The following is a 17,041-nucleotide window of genomic DNA, read 5'->3' on the forward strand; positions in this document are numbered from 1 at the left end:
ATGGGTCCGGCCGTCCTCCGGCCCGCTGCATCGTCCCCTCACAGGAGGCCCCGTGAACGTCACCGACCAGTCCATCGCCGATCTCGATCCGGACATCGCCCGCGTCCTGGACGCGGAGCTCGCCCGCCAGCAGCGCACGCTGGAGATGATCGCCTCGGAGAACTTCGTGCCGCGGGCCGTCCTGCAGGCGCAGGGCTCGGTGCTCACGAACAAGTACGCCGAGGGATACCCCGGCAAGCGCTACTACGGCGGCTGCGAGGAGGTCGACGTCGCCGAGCAGATCGCGATCGACCGCGCCAAGGAGCTGTTCGGCGCCGAGCACGCCAACGTCCAGCCGCACTCGGGCGCCACCGCGAACGCCGCGGTGATGCACGCCCTGGCCCGCCCGGGCGACACCCTCATGGGCCTGTCCCTCGCCCACGGCGGCCACCTCACGCACGGCATGAAGATCAACTTCTCCGGCCGCCTGTACGACATCGCCGCCTACGAGGTGGACCCGGCCACGGGTCGCGTCGACATGGACGCGGTGCGCGCCCTCGCCCTCGAGGCCAAGCCGAAGGTGATCGTCGCCGGCTGGTCCGCCTACCCCCGTCACCTGGACTTCGCGGCGTTCCGCAGCATCGCCGACGAGGTCGGCGCGCTGCTGTGGGTCGACATGGCGCACTTCGCGGGCCTCGTCGCGGCGGGCCTGCACCCCAGCCCCGTCCCCCACGCGGACGTCGTCTCCACCACGGTGCACAAGACCCTCGCCGGTCCCCGCTCGGGCCTGATCCTGGCGAAGGAGGAGTGGGCCAAGAAGATCGACTCGGCCGTGTTCCCGGGCCAGCAGGGCGGCCCGCTCATGCACGTGATCGCCGCCAAGGCCGTGGCCCTCAAGGTCGCCGGCACCGAGGACTTCAAGGCCCGCCAGCAGCGCACCCTGGACGGCGCCCGCATCCTCGCCGAGCGCCTGCAGGCTGCCGACGCCCGCGAGTCCGGCGTCAAGGTCGCCTCCGGCGGCACCGACGTCCACCTGGTGCTCGTGGACCTGGTCGAGTCGAAGCTCGACGGCCAGCAGGCCGAGGACATCCTCCACGAGGTCGGCATCACCGTGAACCGCAACGCGGTCCCCAACGACCCGCGCCCGCCGCGCGTGACCTCCGGCCTGCGCATCGGCACCCCGGCGCTGGCGACCCGCGGCTTCGGCGACGAGGAGTTCACCGAGATCGCCGACGTGATCGCCCTGGCGCTGACCGGCGGCGCGGACCTCGAGTCCCTGCGCAAGCGCACCGCCGCCCTCGCCGACGCGAAGCCGCTGTACGCCGATCTGCAGCAGTACTGAGCAACACGACTGAGCAGCAGTACTGAGCCGACCGGGGCCCTCCCGCCCCACCCGGCTCGCCGCGCGCGGGCCCGGCCCTCCGCCGGGNNNGCCCGGCCCTCCGCCGGGCCCGCGCGCGTCCCGCCCCCTCGGCCGCATCGGCCATCTCGTCGACAGGCCCCGGGCGTCGCCGCACGGCACGGGGCACCCCGGAAAGGACTGCCATGACCGCCTCCATCCTCGACGGCAAGGCCACCGCGAAGGCCATCACCCAGGAGCTCGCCGAGCGCGTCGCCGCGCTGCGCGAGCGCGGCATCACCCCCGGCATCGCCACCGTGCTGGTGGGCGAGGATCCCGGCTCGAAGCTGTACGTGGGCATGAAGCACCGCCGCTCGGAGTCCATCGGCATGAACTCCATCCAGATCGAGCTGCCGGGGGACGCCACCCAGGCGGACGTCGAGGAGGTCATCGACCGTCTCAACGCCGATGACAGCTGCCACGGCTACATCGTCCAGCTGCCGCTGCCGAAGCACCTGGACACCGACGCGATCCTGGAGCGGATCGACCCGGACAAGGACGCCGACGGCCTCCACCCCACCAACCTGGGCCGCCTGGTGCTGAACGTGAACGCCCCCATCACCTCGCCGCTGCCGTGCACGCCGCGCGCCGCGATCGAGCTGCTGCTGCGCCACGACCTCGACCTGAAGGGCAAGCACGTCGTCGTGGTCGGTCGCGGCGTGACCATCGGCCGCTCCGTCGGGCTGCTGCTGACCCGGCGCGCGATCAACGCGACGGTCACCCTCACCCACACCGGCACCGTCGACCTGTCCGAGCACCTGCGCCGCGCCGATGTGATCATCGCCGCCGCAGGGGTGAAGCACCTCGTCACGCCCGATGACGTGAAGCCCGGCGCCGCCGTCCTCGACGTCGGCGTCACCCGCGGGGAGAAGAACCCCGAGACCGGGAAGTACGCCGTGCACGGCGACGTCGACCCGGCCGTCGCCGAGGTCGCTGGGTGGCTGTCCCCGAACCCGGGCGGCGTCGGCCCCATGACCGTCGCGCTGCTGATGACCAACGTCGTCGAGGCGGCCGAGCGCGCCGCCGGGATCGACCGCACCGCCTGATCCCCGCACGGGGCCCCGCCCCGGGCGGTGACGCCGGCCCGGGCGCTGCCCCTGGCCCGGGCGCTGCTCCCGGCCCCGGGCGCTGCTCCCGCCGGGGCGGGGCCGGCCGGCCGATGGGGACTTCTGCCCATGGTCCCGGCGGCACCGGGCACCTATCGTGGCTCTCGGACGTGGAGGGATCCCACGTGCGCCGCGAGCAGGGGAGGCCCGATGAGCACGTTCCTGGGGATGGACGTCGAGCAGGTGCGCGAGCACGCCGAGCGCCTCGCCGTCGGTGCCGAGCGCCTCGAGGCGCTCGGGGAGCGCCTCGGCGCGACGGTGCGGGAGGTCGCCTGGACCGGCCCCGACGCGGACGCCTTCCGTCACCAGGCCCTGATCGACCTGGTCCAGGTCACCGCGGCGGCGGGGCTCTGCCGTGCCCGGCGCAGCACGCTGCTCGCCGAGGCCGCGCAGCAGGAGACGACCTCGGCGGGCGACGGGTCCGCGGCGCTCCGGATCGGCGGCGGGAGCGTCCCCGACGCCTTCCACCGGGGGCTGGCGACGGGACCCTACGACGACCCGCACGACGACATCGCCCCGCTGGGCCCGGAGCACATCACCCGGCCCGATGCGGAGGACCTCACCGCGCCCCGCGACCTCGTGGACCTGCTGGCCAACCTCGACACCGTGGCGCGGGCGCAGACGGACCAGGCCACAGCGATCCGGGTGCAGGAGATCCTCGGCGCCGACGGCGAGTCGCGCTACATCGTGTACGTCCCCGGGTCCCACGGTCGGATGAGCAACACCCTCGGGCCGATCGACCTCGACGGCAACCCGATGGACTGGAACCAGAACCCGGGCGCGCTGCTGGGGCACGAGACCGACTCCTCGCAGGCGGTGCACGCCGCGATGGAGGCCGCGGGGATCCCCTACGGCGCCGAGGTCGTCTTCGCCGGGCACTCCCAGGGCGGCATCGTCGCCTCCAACCTCGCGGCGGATCCGAGCGTCAACGGAGGACCGCAGGGATGGCGCATCACCGACGTGGTCACCGTCGGCAGCCCGGTCGAGCTGGCCCCCGTCCCGCCGACGACGAACACCCTGAACTTCGCCCACGAGCCGGTGGCGATCCCGCTGCCGGGCTCCTCGCCCCTGGGCCCCTCCACCTCGACGGCGATCGGGCTGCCCGACGTGGTGCCCGGCCTGGACGGCAACCCGCACGACCTGTGGGGCACCCCGTCCCACCGTCACGAGGTCGACCTGCCCACGATCTCCTACGACCTCGGCGACAACCACTCGATCCCGCGCTACCAGGAGAGCGTCGAGCACCGGCTGGAGCACGACCCCGACGGCGTGGCCGCCTCCTTCCAGGACAGCGCCTCGATGCAGAACATCCTGGGGCCCGGGGCCGCCCTCGTGGACACGGCCGACATCTCCGTGAGCCGGGCCGAGGGCACCTACCTGGACACCGGGGCGCTCGCCGAATGGTTCGAGGAGAACTGGGATCCCCGCGACGCGATCCTCTGACGCAGGACCGGCGCGCGGCCGCGCGGTGTCCCCGCCCCCTGGAATACTGGGGCGCATGAGCCTCACGATCGCCACAGTCAACGTCAACGGCCTGCGCGCCGCCGCCCGCAAGGGCATGCCCGAGTGGATCGCCGCGACCACCGCGGACGTCATCACCCTGCAGGAGGTGAGGGCTCCCGACGAGCTGGTCTCCGACCTGGTGGGGGAGGGGTGGTCCGTCGCGGCGGAGGCCTCGCAGCTCAAGGGCCGCGCCGGGGTCGCGATCGCGGTGCGCACCGAGCGCGAGGACGTGGACCTCGACGCCGTCCGTCGCGGCCTGCCCGGCCTCGAGGAGGACGCCCACACCGGCCGCTGGCTCGAGGCGGACCTCGCCGACCCCTTCGGCGACGGGAAGGAGCTCACGGTGATCTCCTGCTACATGCACTCCGGCAACGTCGAGAAGCCGCAGACGATGACCGACAAGTACGCCTTCCTCGACGTGATGATGGAGCGGCTGGAGGATCTGCGGGCCGACGGCCGCCACGTGGTCCTCACCGGCGACCTGAACATCGCCCACGGCGAGTGGGACATCAAGAACTGGAAGGGCAACCTGAAGTCCGCCGGGTTCCTCCCCGAGGAGCGGGCCTACTTCGATCGCCTCATGGGCGAGCTGGGCTGGGTGGACGTGCACCGCACCCTGCACGGCGACGGCCCCGGCCCCTACACCTGGTGGTCCCAGCGCGGGAAGGCCTACGACAACGACTCCGGCTGGCGGATCGACTACGAGATCGCCACCCCGGAGCTCGCCGCCCGCGCCACCTCGGCGCAGGTCGACCGCGCCCCGAGCTACGACACCCGCTGGTCCGACCACGCCCCGCTGGTGATCAGCTACTCCTGACCGTCCCGCGCCGCGGCGCTCCCCGGGCCCAGGGCTCCGGGGCCGCCGCGGCGCGGTCCGCCCGGCCGCGGGCGGCGTCGGTGCGGCGCCGGCACGCGGTCGACCGGCGCTGCCCCCGCCCGAGACGCAGATCGACCGGAGCATCCCTGCCAGGGACGCTCCGGTCGATCTGTCGGGCGGGCCGGCGGCCCAGGTCAGACGCGGCCGCGGATCACGGCCTGCTTGACCTCGGCGATGGCCTTGGTGACCTGGATGCCGCGGGGGCACGCCTCGGAGCAGTTGAAGGTGGTGCGGCAGCGCCACACGCCCTGCTTCGAGTTGAGGATCTCCAGACGCTGCTCGCCGGCGTCATCGCGCGAGTCGAAGATGAAGCGGTGCGCGTTGACGATCGCGGCGGGGCCGAAGTACTGCCCGTCGGTCCAGAAGACGGGGCACGAGGACGTGCACGCCGCGCACAGGATGCACTTGGTGGTGTCGTCGAAGACCTCGCGCTGCTCGGCGGACTGCAGGCGCTCGCGGCTGGGCTCCTGGCCGCGGGCGACCAGGAACGGCATGACCTCCTTGTAGGAGTCGAAGAACGGCTCCATGTCCACGATGAGGTCCTTCTCGACCGGCAGGCCCTTGATGGGCTCGACGGTGATCGGCTTGGAGATGTCCAGGTCCTTCAGCAGCGTCTTGCAGGCCAGACGGTTGCGGCCGTTGATGCGCATGGCATCGGAGCCGCACACGCCGTGCGCGCACGAGCGGCGGAAGGTCAGGGACCCGTCGTGGTGCCACTTGATCTCGTGCAGGGCGTCCAGCACGCGGTCGGTGCCGTGCATGGTGAGGGTGAAGTCCTGCCAGGCGGCGCCTGCTCCGGACTCGGGGTCGAAACGGGCGATGCGCAGGGTGACCTCGAAGGACGGGATCTCCGCGGCGCCCTGGGTCTCGGGCTTCTCGGCGACGGCGGTCATCAGAACGTACGCTCCTTCGGCTCGTAGCGGGTGATGACGACCGGCTTGGTGCCCAGACGGATGTCCGTGCCCTCGAAGCCCTCCTCGCCCTCCCGCGTGCGGTAGGCCATCGTGTGCCACAGGTAGTTCACATCGTCGCGCTTCTCGAAGTCCTCGCGGAAGTGGCCGCCGCGGGACTCCTTGCGGTTCAGCGCGCCGACGGTGACGACCTCGGCGAGGTCCAGCAGGAAGCCGAGCTCGACCGCCTCGAGCAGGTCGAGGTTGTAGCGGCGGCCCTTGTCCTGCACCGCGACGGTCTCGTAGCGCTTCTTGAGCTGATGGATGTCCGCCAGGGCGGTGCGGCAGGTCTCCTCTGTGCGGAACACCTGGACGTTGGCGTCCATGGTCTCCTGGAGGTCGCGGCGGATGTCGGCGATGCGATCGGTGGTCGCCGGGCGGTCGCGCAGGCGCTCCAGCAGCTCCACGGTGGGAGCCTCCAGGCCCGGCTCGATCTCGGCCAGCTCCACGCCCGCCGCATGCTCGGCCGCGTAGATCCCGGCGCGCCGGCCGAAGACGTTGATGTCCAGCAGGGAGTTGGTGCCCAGACGGTTGCCGCCGTGCACGGAGACGCAGGCGACCTCCCCGGCGGCGTACAGGCCCGGGACGACGTCGGTCTCGTTGCGCAGCACCTCGCCCTTGATGTTGGTGGGCATGCCGCCCATGCCGTAGTGGGCCGTCGGGAACACCGGGACCGGCTCCGTGTACGGCTCCACGCCCAGGTAGGTGCGGGCGAACTCGGTGATGTCGGGGAGCTTCGCGTCGATGTGCGCGGGCTCGAGGTGCGTCAGATCCAGCAGGACGTAGTCCTTGTTGGGGCCGCAGCCGCGCCCCTCGCGCACCTCGTTCGCCATCGCGCGGGCGACCACGTCGCGGGGGGCGAGATCCTTCAGGGTGGGGGCGTAGCGCTCCATGAAGCGCTCCATCTGCGCGTTGCGCAGGATGCCGCCCTCGCCGCGGGCCGCCTCGGACAGCAGGATGCCCAGGCCCGCCAGGCCCGTCGGATGGAACTGGAAGAACTCCATGTCCTCCAGCGGGATGCCGCGGCGCAGCGCCATCGCCGGGCCGTCGCCGGTGAGGGTGTGCGCGTTGGAGGTGGTCTTGAACATCTTGCCGAAGCCGCCGGAGGCGAAGACCACGGACTTGGCGCGGAAGATGTGCACCTCGCCGGTGGCGAGCTCGTAGGCGACCACGCCGGAGGCCCGCACCTCGGCCTCGTCGCGGGGATCGCCGGTCATGAGGACGTCCAGCACGTAGAACTCGTTGAAGAACTCCACGTTCTGCTTCACGCAGTTCTGGTAGAGCGTCTGCAGGATCATGTGGCCGGTGCGATCGGCCGCGTAGCAGGAGCGGCGCACGGGCGCCTCGCCGTGCTCGCGGGTGTGGCCGCCGAAGCGGCGCTGGTCGATCTTGCCCTCGGGGGTGCGGTTGAAGGGCAGGCCCATCTTCTCCAGGTCGAGCACCGCGTCGATGGCCTCCTTGGCCATGACCTCCGCGGCGTCCTGGTCGACGAGATAGTCGCCGCCCTTGACCGTGTCGTAGGTGTGCCACTCCCAGTTGTCCTCCTCGACGTTGGCGAGGGCGGCGCACATGCCGCCCTGCGCCGCGCCGGTGTGGGAGCGCGTCGGGTAGAGCTTGGTGAGGACCGCGGTGCGGGCGCGCTTCGAGGACTCGAGCGCTGCGCGCATCCCCGCGCCGCCGGCACCGACGATCACCACGTCATAGGTATGGGTCTGCATGGATGAGGGCTCCGCTTCAGGACTGGCAGATGGAGGGAAGGAGGTCCGGGTCCGCCCCGACGGGGCAGGGATCGAAGGTGAAGATCACCAGGGTGCCCAGCACGATCGTGATCAGCACGGCGGCGTACAGCAGCGCCTTGAGCACGAGGCGCGGCGTCGAGCGGTGCGCGTAGTCGTTGATGATGGTGCGCACGCCGTTGCCGCCGTGGATCAGGCCCAGCCACAGCATGAGCAGGTCCCAGGTCTGCCAGAACGGCGAGGTCCACTTGCCGGCGACGAAGGCGAAGTCGATGCGCTGGACGCCCTCGCCCAGCCACAGGTTCACGAAGAGGTGCCCGAACACGAGGAACACGAGCAGCACGCCGGAGGCGCGCATGAACAGCCAGGAGAGCATCTCGGTGTTCATGCCGCGCATGCCGGTGCGGCGATAGCGGGTGCTCGGGTCAGGGATGGTGCTGGTGGTCATCTCACGCTCCGAACATGTGCATCAGCTGGCGGGGGACGAAGCCGGCCATGAGGACGACCCACAGCGCGACGACGACCCAGAACAGGAGGCGCTGGCGCTTCGTGCCCTGGGACCAGAAGTCCACCAGGATGATGCGCAGGCCGTTCAGGGCGTGGAAGAGGATCGCGCCGACCAGGCCGATCTCCCCGAGTCCGAACACGACCAGCTTGTAGTGGCCGATGACCTCGTTGTACGCCTCCGGGGACACGCGCACGAGGGCGGTGTCGAGCACGTGCACGAGGAGGAACAGGAAGATGAGCATTCCTGAGATGCGGTGGGCGACCCAGGACCACATTCCCTCGCGTCCGCGATAGAGCGTCCCGGACTGGGCAGAAGCCACGGAGTCCTCCAGTTACGACAGTCGGTGCCGAAGGGGCGCGACGGGGACATCGATGCGAGCAGTGTCGCGGCGACGTCGTCATCGCCTTCGGCTGGGGCTGCTTCAGCCTAACACCGTGTCAGCATCCTCGGGCGCCCTGAGCAGGCGCGTCATCGGCCCCGAGGGCCCAGTAGGCTTCGGTCATGCCACGGTCCCAGCCGAGCCCCGCCACCCCGGATGTGTCCGGGCAGACATTCGATGCCGCGGCGGACGCCGCCGGTGTCAGAAAAAGTCCCTTCGTCCCCGTGATCCCCGCCGGGGGAGCCGGGACGCGGCTGTGGCCGCTGTCGCGCCGGTCGCGCCCCAAGTTCCTGCTGGACCTCACCGGGAGCGGCCGCAGCCTCCTGCAGCAGACCCTGGACCGCGTGCTGCCGCTGGCGGACCGTCCCCCGCTGATCGTCACCGGGACGGCCCACGCGGCGGAGGTCGCCGAGCAGGCCGCAGGGCGCGCCCGGGTCCTGGCCGAGCCCAGCCCCCGCAACTCCATGCCGGCCATCGCCCTGGCCGCCGCCGTCGCCGAGCGCGAGGACCCGGGCGCCGTCATCGGCTCCTTCGCCGCCGACCATCTGGTGGGCGACGACGAGGCCTTCGCCGCCGCGGTCGACCGCGCCCGCGCGGCGGCGGAGAAGGGATACCTGGTCACCCTCGGGATCACGCCGACCTCCCCGGCGACGGGATTCGGCTACATCGAGCAGTCCGCGGCCGGAGGTCCCCCCGGCGGGGCCGGCGAGCACGGGGGCGAGCGCGCTCCGGCGGATCTCGCGGGGACCGGCGCCCGGCCGGTCGCCCAGTTCGTCGAGAAGCCCGACCGGGAGCGCGCGGAGGCGTTCCTGGCGACCGGACGGTTCTTCTGGAACGCCGGGATGTTCGTGGTGAAGGCGGCCGTGCTCCTGGACGCCCTCGCCGTGCAGATCCCGGCGCTGGCGGCCGGGGCGCGGGAGATCGCGGCCCAGGGGGCATCGGCCGATGCGCTCGCGCGGATCTGGCCCTCCCTGACCGCGATCGCCATCGACCATGCCCTCGCCGAGCCGCTCGCCGCCCAGGGGCGGGTCGCCGTGGTCCCCGCGGACTTCGCCTGGGACGACGTGGGCGACTTCGCGGCGCTGGCCCGGCAGCTGCGCGCCGCCCGGGCCGACGGGCCGGCCGCCGCGCAGGCGGAGGACGACGTGGTCGCTCTCGGCGGTGCCCGGGTGCTGGCCGCCGGATCGCATGCCACCGTCCACGGCGCATCGGACCGGTTGATCGCCCTGGTCGGGGTGCAGGGGATCAGCGTGGTCGAGACCGAGGACGTGCTGCTGGTGATCGCCGACGAGCGCGCCCAGGACCTCGGCGCCCTCGTGCGCGGACTGGACGAGGCGGGCCTGGGGGACCTGGGCTAGTCTTCCGGAGCTGGAGCGGACGGACGGCGCAGGAGGCGGGACCACGTGACCCAGGTGGAGCAGGAGTCGAGGGCGGCCCTCGGCGCGGACGGGATCATCGCGCGCACGATCGGGTCGCGGCGCGACGAGCTGCGGGCGATCCGGCGCCACCTGCACCGCCACCCCGAGCTCAGCCACGAGGAGTTCGAGACCACGGACTACGTCGTCTCGCTGCTCCAGTCCCTGGGCCTGAGGCCGGTGCGCATGCCGCGCACCGGCGCGATCAGCGACATCCCCGGCAGCGACGCGAGCCTGCCCGCGATCGCCCTGCGCGCGGACATGGACGCCCTGGGCATCCCCGAGCTCGGCACCATGTCCTTCCGCTCCCAGGTGGAGGGCGTCTCCCACGCATGCGGCCACGACGTGCACATGAGCTCGGTGCTCGGCGCCGCGATGGCGCTGGTGCAGGTCGCCGAGGCCGGGCTGCTGCGCCGCACCGTGCGCCTGATCTTCCAGCCCTCGGAGGAGAAGCACCCGTGCGGCGCCCTCGAGCTGCTGGGGGAGGGCGTGCTCGAAGGCGTCGAGTCGATCTTCGCCCTGCACTGCGATCCCGGGGTGGACGTGGGGCACGTGGGCCTGAAGGCCGGGCCGATCACCTCGGCGACCGACCCCGTGCGGGTGCAGCTGCGCGGCGCGGGCGGCCACACCTCCCGCCCCCACCTGACCCAGGACCTCGTCTACGCCCTCGGCGCCGTGATCACCCAGCTGCCGGCCGCGCTGACGCGGCGCATGGACCCGCGCAGCGGCGTCAACCTCACCTGGGGCTCGGTGCACGCCGGCAGCGCCTTCAACGCCATCCCGTCCTCGGGCACCCTCGAGGGCACGCTGCGCTGCCTGGACCACGAGGCCTGGGACCGGGCGGAGGAGCTGCTCGAGACGCTCCTGTCGGACCTGGTGCGGCCCTACGAGGTCGAGGCGCACGTGGACCACGACCGCGGCGTCCCGCCGGTGGAGAACGACCGCTTCAGCGTGCAGGTCCTCAAGGCCGCGACCGGGAGCGTGATCGGGCCGGAGAACGTCGACCCCACCGCGCAGTCCCTGGGCGGCGAGGACTTCGCCTGGTACCTCGAGAAGGTCCCCGGGGCGCTGGCCCGGCTGGGCACCCGCACCCCCGGCGGGCGCACCTACGACCTGCACATGGGCGACCTCGTGATCGACGAGCGGGCGATCGGGATCGGCGCCTCCGTGCTCGCGGCGACCTGCATCCAGCGCGACCTGCCCCTGGTCTGAGCCCCGATCCGGCGCGGCCCCGGGCCGTTACCGCCAGGTCACCTGAGCGTCGATTTCATAACGTTCGGACCGCCGCGCCGCGAAGCGGCCTCCTGTGCTAAGGGGGCGGACTACAGTCACGGATGCATCCCTGCGACAGGCCGAGCTCCCCGGAGCCGGTGGGCATCGGCCGTCGTCCCGCTCCTTGGAGGTTCCGTGAAGAACATCGCCCGTGTCGCCGCCCTCGCCGGGGCCGGCGTCCTCGCCCTCTCGTCCTGCGGCTCCGCCCCCGAACCGGCGGGCGAGGGCAGCGACGGCGGCGGCGCAGCCGTCTCCGACTTCAAGGCCTGCATGGTCTCCGACGAGGGCGGCTTCGACGACAAGTCGTTCAACGAGTCCGGCTACACCGGGCTGCAGTCGGCGAAGGACGAGCTCGGCATCACCACCGCCACCGCGCAGTCCACCGACCCCTCGCAGTTCACGACCAACATCGACAACCTCGTCGCCCAGGACTGCAACCTCATCTTCACCGTCGGGTTCATGCTGGCCCCGGCCACCGGCTCGCAGGCGCAGAAGCACGAGGACGTCGAGTTCGCGATCATCGACTCCACCGCGCAGGACGCCGACGGCAGCCCGATCGAGCTGGACAACGTCAAGCCGCTGTCGTTCGACACCGCCCAGGCCGCCTACCTCGCCGGCTACGTCGCCGCGGGCTCGAGCAAGACCGGCAAGGTCGCCACCTACGGCGGCGTGCAGATCCCCACGGTCACCATCTTCATGGACGGCTTCGCCGACGGCGTGGCCAAGTACAACGAGGTCCACGGCACGGACGTCGAGCTCCTCGGCTGGGACAAGGCCGGGCAGAAGGGGTCCTTCACCGGCGACTTCTCCGACCAGGCCAAGGGCAAGGCGCTCTCGGACACGTTCTACTCCCAGGGCGCGGACATCGTCATGCCGGTCGCGGGCCCGGTCGGCTCGGGCACCCTGGCCTCCGCCAAGGAGGGCGAGGGCCGCTACGTGATCTGGGTCGACACCGACGGCTACGAGTCCCTGGACGACGCCGAGGCCAAGCCGCTGATCCTCACCTCCGTCCAGAAGGGCATCACCACCTCGGTGCACGACGTGACGGTCGCCGCCCATTCCGGCGAGTTCGACAACGAGCCGTACATCGGCACCCTCGAGAACGGCGGCGTGGACATCGCGCCGTACCACGAGCTCGAGTCGATGGTCAGCGACGAGCTCCAGGGCGAGGTCGACCAGCTGCGCCAGGACATCATCGACGGGACGATCGTCGTGGAGTCCCCGGCGTCCCCGCAGAACCTCTGATCCCGGGCCCTGCCCCGCAGGGACGGCCCCCGGCGCGCTCGCGTCCGGGGGCCGCCCCGGTCCTCCTCCCCGATGCCTCGCGCCGGGCGCCCGCCGGGCGCCCGCCGGCCGGTGCGGGGGACCGCATCCCCGGTGACGGACGGCGAGACGATCGCCCCGCCACCCCGACTCGTCTCGCGAGGAAGTGAGCAGGCGTGAAGCTCGAGCTCCAAGGGATCACCAAGGTCTTCGGCACCTTCGTGGCCAACGATTCGATCGACCTGGTGGTCAGCCCCGGAGAGATCCACAGCCTGCTGGGGGAGAACGGCGCCGGCAAGTCCACGCTGATGAACGTCCTGTATGGGCTGTACCGCCCCGACGGCGGGCAGATCCTGCTGGACGACCGCCCCGTGCGCTTCTCCGGCCCGGGCGACGCCATGCGTGCCGGGATCGGCATGGTCCACCAGCACTTCATGCTGGTCCCGCCGTTCACCGTGGCCGAGAACGTGGTGCTGGGCCACGAGCCGACCTCGGGCGGGCTGCTGGACCTGGGCGCCGCCCGCCGGGCGGTGCGGGAGATCTCCGAGCGCTTCGGCTTCGACCTGGACCCGGACGCCGTCGTCGAGGACCTGCCCGTCGGCGCCCAGCAGCGCGTCGAGATCATCAAGGCCCTCTCCCGGCGCGCCGAGGTGCTCGTCCTGGACGAGCCCACCGCCGTGCTCACCCCGCAGGAGACGGACGAGCTGATGGGCATCATGCGCCAGCTGCGCGACGAGGGCACCTCCATCGTCTTCATCACCCACAAGCTGCGCGAGGTCAAGGCCGTCGCCGATCGCATCACCGTGATCCGCCGCGGGAAGGTCGTCGGCACCGCCGAGCCCACGGCGGACCAGACCGAGCTCGCGTCCCTGATGGTGGGGCGGGCCGTCGAGCTCAGCCTGGTCAAGGAGCCCGCCCGGACCGGGGACGTCGCCCTCGAGGTCCGGGGGCTCGGCGTCACCGACGAGGACGGCTCCGCCCCGCTGGACGGCATCGACCTCGAGGTCCGCGAGGGGGAGATCCTCGGCATCGCCGGGGTCCAGGGCAACGGGCAGACCGAGCTCACCGAGGCGCTGCTGGGCCTGCAGAAGAACGCCCACGGCTCCGTGCGCCTGCACGGGACCGAGCTGGTGGGCCGCACCACCCGTCAGATCCTCGACGAGGGCGTCGGCTTCGTCCCCGAGGACCGCACCCATGACGCGCTGGTCCCCGACTTCACGGTCGCCGAGAACCTCATCCTGGACCAGCACCGCCGCGCCCCCTTCGGCACCGGGCTCGCCCTGCACCCCGCGGCGATCCGGGCCCGCGCCACCGCCGACGTCGCCGAGTACGACGTGCGCACCGGCTCGATCGACGACCACGTCTCCACCCTGTCCGGCGGCAACCAGCAGAAGGTCGTGATGGCCCGCGCCCTGGGCCGCGAGCTGTCGCTGCTGATCGCCTCCCAGCCCACCCGAGGGGTCGACGTCGGCTCGATCGAGTTCCTGCACCGCCGGCTGATCGCTGAGCGCGACCGCGGCACCCCCGTCATCATCGTCTCGACCGAGCTCGACGAGGTCATCCAGCTCTCCGACCGCATCGCGGTGATGTACCGCGGCGCGATCCTCGGCATCGTCCCGGCCGACGAGGACCGCGACGTGCTGGGCCTGATGATGGCCGGATACACGGTCGAGGCGGCCCGCGAGGCCGTCGCCGCCGGTGCGCGCACCACCGACACCCAGCTCGTCGACGAAGGAGAGATCGCATGAGCGAGACGTCCGCAGGGGAGGCGCGGCCCGTCGCCCCCGGCACCGCCGCGCAGCCCGGGGACCCGGGCACGCCCGGCGCCCCGGAGGGCTCCGCGTCCTCCGCCGATCTCGCCCGGCGCATCGCCCGCAGCAACCTGCTGGTCGTGGTGATGGCCTTCGTGTTCGCCTTCCTGATCGGCTCGCTGCTGATCCTCGTGGCCAGCACCGAGGTGCGCGCCGCGCTCGGCTACTTCTTCGCCCGCCCCTCCGACACCTTCGTGGCCTGCTGGCGGGAGATCTCCGCCGCCTACACGGACATGTTCCGCGGGTCGATCTTCGACCCCAACGGCTTCTCCCGCACCGCCGAGGACGTGCGCGAGCGCGGCGGCTCCGGCCTCTACGTCCTGCTGCCCGCCCTGGCCGCGGGCCTCACGCCCCTGCTGGAGACCCTCACCGTCGCGACCCCGCTGATCATCGCCTCGGTCGGCATGGCCGTGTCCTTCCGCTCCGGCCTGTTCAACATCGGCGGCACCGGCCAGCTGATCGCCGGCGCGACCGCCGCCGGGTACGTCGGCTTCGCCGTCGACCTCCCGCCGGTGATCCACCTGCTCGCCTGCGTGATCGCGGCGATCGTGTGCGGCGGCCTCTACGGCGCGATCGCCGGCTTCCTCAAGGCCCGCTTCGGCGCCAGCGAGGTCATCTCCACCATCATGCTGAACTGGATCGCGACCTACGCCCTGGCCTACGCGCTGACCACGGCCGCGTTCACCGGCGCCAACCGGGCCCAGCCGACCTCCCCGTCGATCTCCGCGGACGCCCGCCTGCCGCTGCTGGCGGGGGAGGACCACCGCCTGCACGCCGGGCTGCTGCTCGCTGTGCTCGCCGTGGTGTTCCTGTGGTGGCTGATGAACCGCTCCACCCTCGGCTTCCGCTTCCGCGCCGTCGGCTCCAACCCCCGCGCGGCCGAGGTCGCCGGCATCGACGTGGGACGCAGCGCCATCGGCGTGATGTTCGTGGCCGGCGCCCTGGTGGGCCTCGCCGGCGGCGTCCACGTGCTCGGCACCGAGCAGCGTCTGACCGGCAGCATCGCCGGGTCCATCGGGTTCGACGCGATCACCGTCGCCCTGCTGGGCCGCTCCGGCCCGGTCGGGATCCTGCTGGCGGGCCTGCTGTTCGCGGCCCTGTCCACCGGCGGCCGCTTCATGGAGACCAGCCAGGGCACCCCCATCGACCTGGTGCAGGTGATCCAGGCGCTCGTGGTGCTGTTCATCGCGGCTCCGCCGATGGTGCGCGCGCTCATCGGCCTGCGATCCGTGGACCGGCCCCGCGACCCCCGCCCGCGCCGCCGGGCGGCGGCGCCGGCCGCCTCCGCCTCCGCCGGCGCCGGCGCCGACGCCGCGGACGGGGGCACCGCCCCGACGCCCGAGGGCACGGCGGCGCCTCCCTCCTCGGAGGAGGACCCCGCGAGCGGGCCCCCTCCGGCCGACAGCCCGGACGACACCTCGAAGGGAGGGACCGCATGAGCACCGCGGCCCTGAACCGTGACGCCGCCCCGGCGCCTCAGCAGTCCCGATCCCGCGCGACGGAGCGGCCCCGCGGCTGGTGGCACCTCCCGGCGGCCCTCACCGCCCTCGGCCTGCTGGCCCTGATCGTGTTCGGGCTCGGCTCGCCGGGCGGGACGAGCACGGCCTACCACCTGGCCGATGCCGACGACCTCAACCCCGGCGGGCTGATCCCCGAGGACATCGCCGTGCCCACCGCCCCGGTCGCGATCACGCTGGCGGCGCTCGCGCTGGCCGTGGCGGCCGCGTTCTGGTACCTCGGCGCCGCCGCCCGCGCGTCCCTGGCCCGGCTGCGCACCCCGCTGCTGATCGCCTTCGGAGCGCTGTGGGTGCTCTCCTTCCTCACGTGGGCCTTCCATGGCTCCACGGTCGCGCTCGGCGCCATGCTGCAGACCATGATGGTGCTCGCCGTGCCGCTGGCCTTCGGCGCCCTGTCCGGGGTGCTGTCCGAGCGTGCGGGCGTCATCAACATCGCCATCGAGGGCCAGCTGATCTTCGGCGCCTTCGGAGCGGTGCTCATCGGCTCGGTGGCCGGCAGCGCCTGGATCGGCCTGCTCGCCGCGCCGATCATGGCGATGATCATCGGCGCCCTGCTGGCCACCTTCGCGATCGGCTACCAGGTCCAGCAGATCATCGTCGGCGTGGTGCTGAACGTCTTCGCGATCGGCCTGACGAGCTTCTTCTTCGGCACCGTCATGGAGCAGAACCCCCAGACCTTCAACGCCCCGCTGCGCCTGCCCACCCTGCGCATCCCCGTCCTGGCGGACCTCCCCCTCATCGGCCGGGTCCTGTTCGAGCAGACCGTGCTGGTCTACCTCATGTGGATCATCGTGATCGTGCTGACCATCGCCCTGTTCCGCACGCGCTGGGGGCTGCGGGTGCGCGCCGTCGGCGAGCACCCCCGCGCCGCGGACACCGTCGGCATCGACGTCAACCGCACCCGCTGGTCCAACGTCCTGCTGGGCTCGGCCGTCGCGGGCCTGGGCGGGGCGACCCTCACCATCGGCACCGGTGTCGCCTTCGGCGAGGAGATGAGCGCCGGCAAGGGCTACATCGCCCTGGCCGCCATGATCCTGGGCCGGTACCACCCCGTCGGCGCGCTCGCCGCAGCGCTGCTGTTCGCCTTCGCCGATGCGCTCCAGCTGCGCCTGGGCACCGTGCCCGCGGGCGCCGGCGCCGGGATCCCCAGCCAGTTCCTGCTGATGCTGCCGTATATCGTGACGTTGTTCGCGGTCGCCGGCGTCGTGGGCCGCGTGCGCGTCCCGGCCGCCGACGGCATCCCCTACGTGAAGCAGTGAGGACCCTGTGACCTCCGACGACGCCCTCTCCGGCCCGGTGGCGGGCGGCCCGGCACCGGCCGCCCCC

At 72.4% G+C, this 17,041-nt stretch carries 14 protein-coding genes; 10 read left to right on the forward strand and 4 right to left on the reverse strand.

What is annotated here, in order from left to right; translation table 11 throughout:
- Window positions 1-52: 52 nt before the first annotated feature.
- The 4 genes from glyA to BF93_RS11505 all read left to right on the forward strand — a co-directional run bounded on the left by glyA (window position 53) and on the right by BF93_RS11505 (window position 4,804).
- On the forward strand, window positions 53-1,321 hold the full coding sequence (gene glyA / locus BF93_RS11490; protein ID WP_038372812.1) for a serine hydroxymethyltransferase: 1,269 nt from the start codon (window positions 53-55) through the stop codon (window positions 1,319-1,321).
- 203 nt (window positions 1,322-1,524) lie between these two features.
- Window positions 1,525-2,424: a bifunctional methylenetetrahydrofolate dehydrogenase/methenyltetrahydrofolate cyclohydrolase gene (locus BF93_RS11495; protein ID WP_038372813.1), complete on the forward strand. Its 900-nt coding sequence runs from the start codon at window positions 1,525-1,527 to the stop codon at window positions 2,422-2,424.
- Window positions 2,425-2,634: 210 nt separating this feature from the next.
- On the forward strand, window positions 2,635-3,927 hold the full coding sequence (locus BF93_RS11500) for an alpha/beta hydrolase family protein (protein WP_038372814.1): 1,293 nt from the start codon (window positions 2,635-2,637) through the stop codon (window positions 3,925-3,927).
- Between the two features lie 55 nt (window positions 3,928-3,982).
- Window positions 3,983-4,804: an exodeoxyribonuclease III gene (locus tag BF93_RS11505; RefSeq protein ID WP_084148494.1), complete on the forward strand. Its 822-nt coding sequence runs from the start codon at window positions 3,983-3,985 to the stop codon at window positions 4,802-4,804.
- Window positions 4,805-4,998: 194 nt separating this feature from the next.
- On the opposite strand, the gene BF93_RS11510 is transcribed toward BF93_RS11505, so the two are convergent.
- Genes BF93_RS11510 through sdhC form a run of 4 tightly spaced genes read right to left on the reverse strand, consistent with a single transcriptional unit; the run spans window position 4,999 to window position 8,377 of the window.
- Complete coding sequence (locus tag BF93_RS11510; protein WP_038372815.1) at window positions 4,999-5,757, reverse strand: succinate dehydrogenase iron-sulfur subunit; 759 nt, start codon at window positions 5,755-5,757, stop codon at window positions 4,999-5,001.
- Window positions 5,757-7,532: a succinate dehydrogenase flavoprotein subunit gene (gene sdhA, locus BF93_RS11515; protein ID WP_038372816.1), complete on the reverse strand. Its 1,776-nt coding sequence runs from the start codon at window positions 7,530-7,532 to the stop codon at window positions 5,757-5,759. Before sdhA ends, BF93_RS11510 begins: the two co-directional genes overlap by 1 nt.
- A gap of 16 nt (window positions 7,533-7,548) precedes the next feature.
- Entirely contained in the window at window positions 7,549-7,998 is a 450-nt protein-coding gene (locus tag BF93_RS11520) for a succinate dehydrogenase hydrophobic membrane anchor subunit (protein WP_038372817.1), read from the reverse strand.
- Between the two features lies 1 nt (window position 7,999).
- Window positions 8,000-8,377: a succinate dehydrogenase, cytochrome b556 subunit gene (gene sdhC / locus BF93_RS11525; protein WP_084148495.1), complete on the reverse strand. Its 378-nt coding sequence runs from the start codon at window positions 8,375-8,377 to the stop codon at window positions 8,000-8,002.
- Between the two features lie 182 nt (window positions 8,378-8,559).
- Between sdhC and BF93_RS11530 the strand changes: the two genes are divergently transcribed.
- The 6 genes from BF93_RS11530 to BF93_RS11555 all read left to right on the forward strand — a co-directional run bounded on the left by BF93_RS11530 (window position 8,560) and on the right by BF93_RS11555 (window position 16,974).
- Window positions 8,560-9,795 carry a mannose-1-phosphate guanylyltransferase gene (locus BF93_RS11530; protein WP_084148496.1) on the forward strand — a complete coding sequence of 412 codons (1,236 nt, stop codon included), beginning with the start codon at window positions 8,560-8,562 and terminating at the stop codon, window positions 9,793-9,795.
- Between the two features lie 45 nt (window positions 9,796-9,840).
- On the forward strand, window positions 9,841-11,064 hold the full coding sequence (locus BF93_RS11535; protein WP_038372821.1) for an amidohydrolase: 1,224 nt from the start codon (window positions 9,841-9,843) through the stop codon (window positions 11,062-11,064).
- Between the two features lie 195 nt (window positions 11,065-11,259).
- Window positions 11,260-12,369, forward strand: coding sequence for a BMP family lipoprotein (locus tag BF93_RS11540; RefSeq protein WP_038372822.1), 1,110 nt, complete (start codon window positions 11,260-11,262; stop codon window positions 12,367-12,369).
- A 194-nt stretch (window positions 12,370-12,563) separates the two neighbouring features.
- Window positions 12,564-14,135 carry an ABC transporter ATP-binding protein gene (locus BF93_RS11545; RefSeq protein WP_038372823.1) on the forward strand — a complete coding sequence of 524 codons (1,572 nt, stop codon included), beginning with the start codon at window positions 12,564-12,566 and terminating at the stop codon, window positions 14,133-14,135.
- Window positions 14,132-15,637: an ABC transporter permease gene (locus tag BF93_RS11550; RefSeq protein WP_084148497.1), complete on the forward strand. Its 1,506-nt coding sequence runs from the start codon at window positions 14,132-14,134 to the stop codon at window positions 15,635-15,637. The genes BF93_RS11545 and BF93_RS11550 overlap by 4 nt, the downstream gene beginning before the upstream one ends.
- Window positions 15,634-16,974, forward strand: a complete 1,341-nt coding sequence (locus tag BF93_RS11555; RefSeq protein ID WP_038372825.1) for an ABC transporter permease — start codon at window positions 15,634-15,636, stop codon at window positions 16,972-16,974. The genes BF93_RS11550 and BF93_RS11555 overlap by 4 nt, the downstream gene beginning before the upstream one ends.
- Window positions 16,975-17,041 lie beyond the last annotated feature (67 nt).

It is taken from the genome of Brachybacterium phenoliresistens (assembly GCF_000576425.1).
Taxonomy (GTDB): Bacteria; Actinomycetota; Actinomycetes; order Actinomycetales; family Dermabacteraceae; genus Brachybacterium; species Brachybacterium phenoliresistens.

Excerpts from the sequence above, each read along its gene's own strand:
- BF93_RS11495 (WP_038372813.1), top strand. The coding sequence starts at position 1,525 with ATGACCGCCTCCATCCTCGACGGCAAGGCCACCGCGAAGGCCATCACC.
- BF93_RS11500 (WP_038372814.1), top strand. The coding sequence starts at position 2,635 with ATGAGCACGTTCCTGGGGATGGACGTCGAGCAGGTGCGCGAGCACGCC.
- BF93_RS11505 (WP_084148494.1), top strand. The coding sequence starts at position 3,983 with ATGAGCCTCACGATCGCCACAGTCAACGTCAACGGCCTGCGCGCCGCC.
- BF93_RS11510 (WP_038372815.1), bottom strand. The coding sequence starts at position 5,757 with ATGACCGCCGTCGCCGAGAAGCCCGAGACCCAGGGCGCCGCGGAGATC.
- sdhA (WP_038372816.1), bottom strand. The coding sequence starts at position 7,532 with ATGCAGACCCATACCTATGACGTGGTGATCGTCGGTGCCGGCGGCGCG.
- BF93_RS11520 (WP_038372817.1), bottom strand. The coding sequence starts at position 7,998 with ATGACCACCAGCACCATCCCTGACCCGAGCACCCGCTATCGCCGCACC.
- BF93_RS11530 (WP_084148496.1), top strand. The coding sequence starts at position 8,560 with ATGCCACGGTCCCAGCCGAGCCCCGCCACCCCGGATGTGTCCGGGCAG.
- BF93_RS11550 (WP_084148497.1), top strand. The coding sequence starts at position 14,132 with ATGAGCGAGACGTCCGCAGGGGAGGCGCGGCCCGTCGCCCCCGGCACC.
- BF93_RS11555 (WP_038372825.1), top strand. The coding sequence starts at position 15,634 with ATGAGCACCGCGGCCCTGAACCGTGACGCCGCCCCGGCGCCTCAGCAG.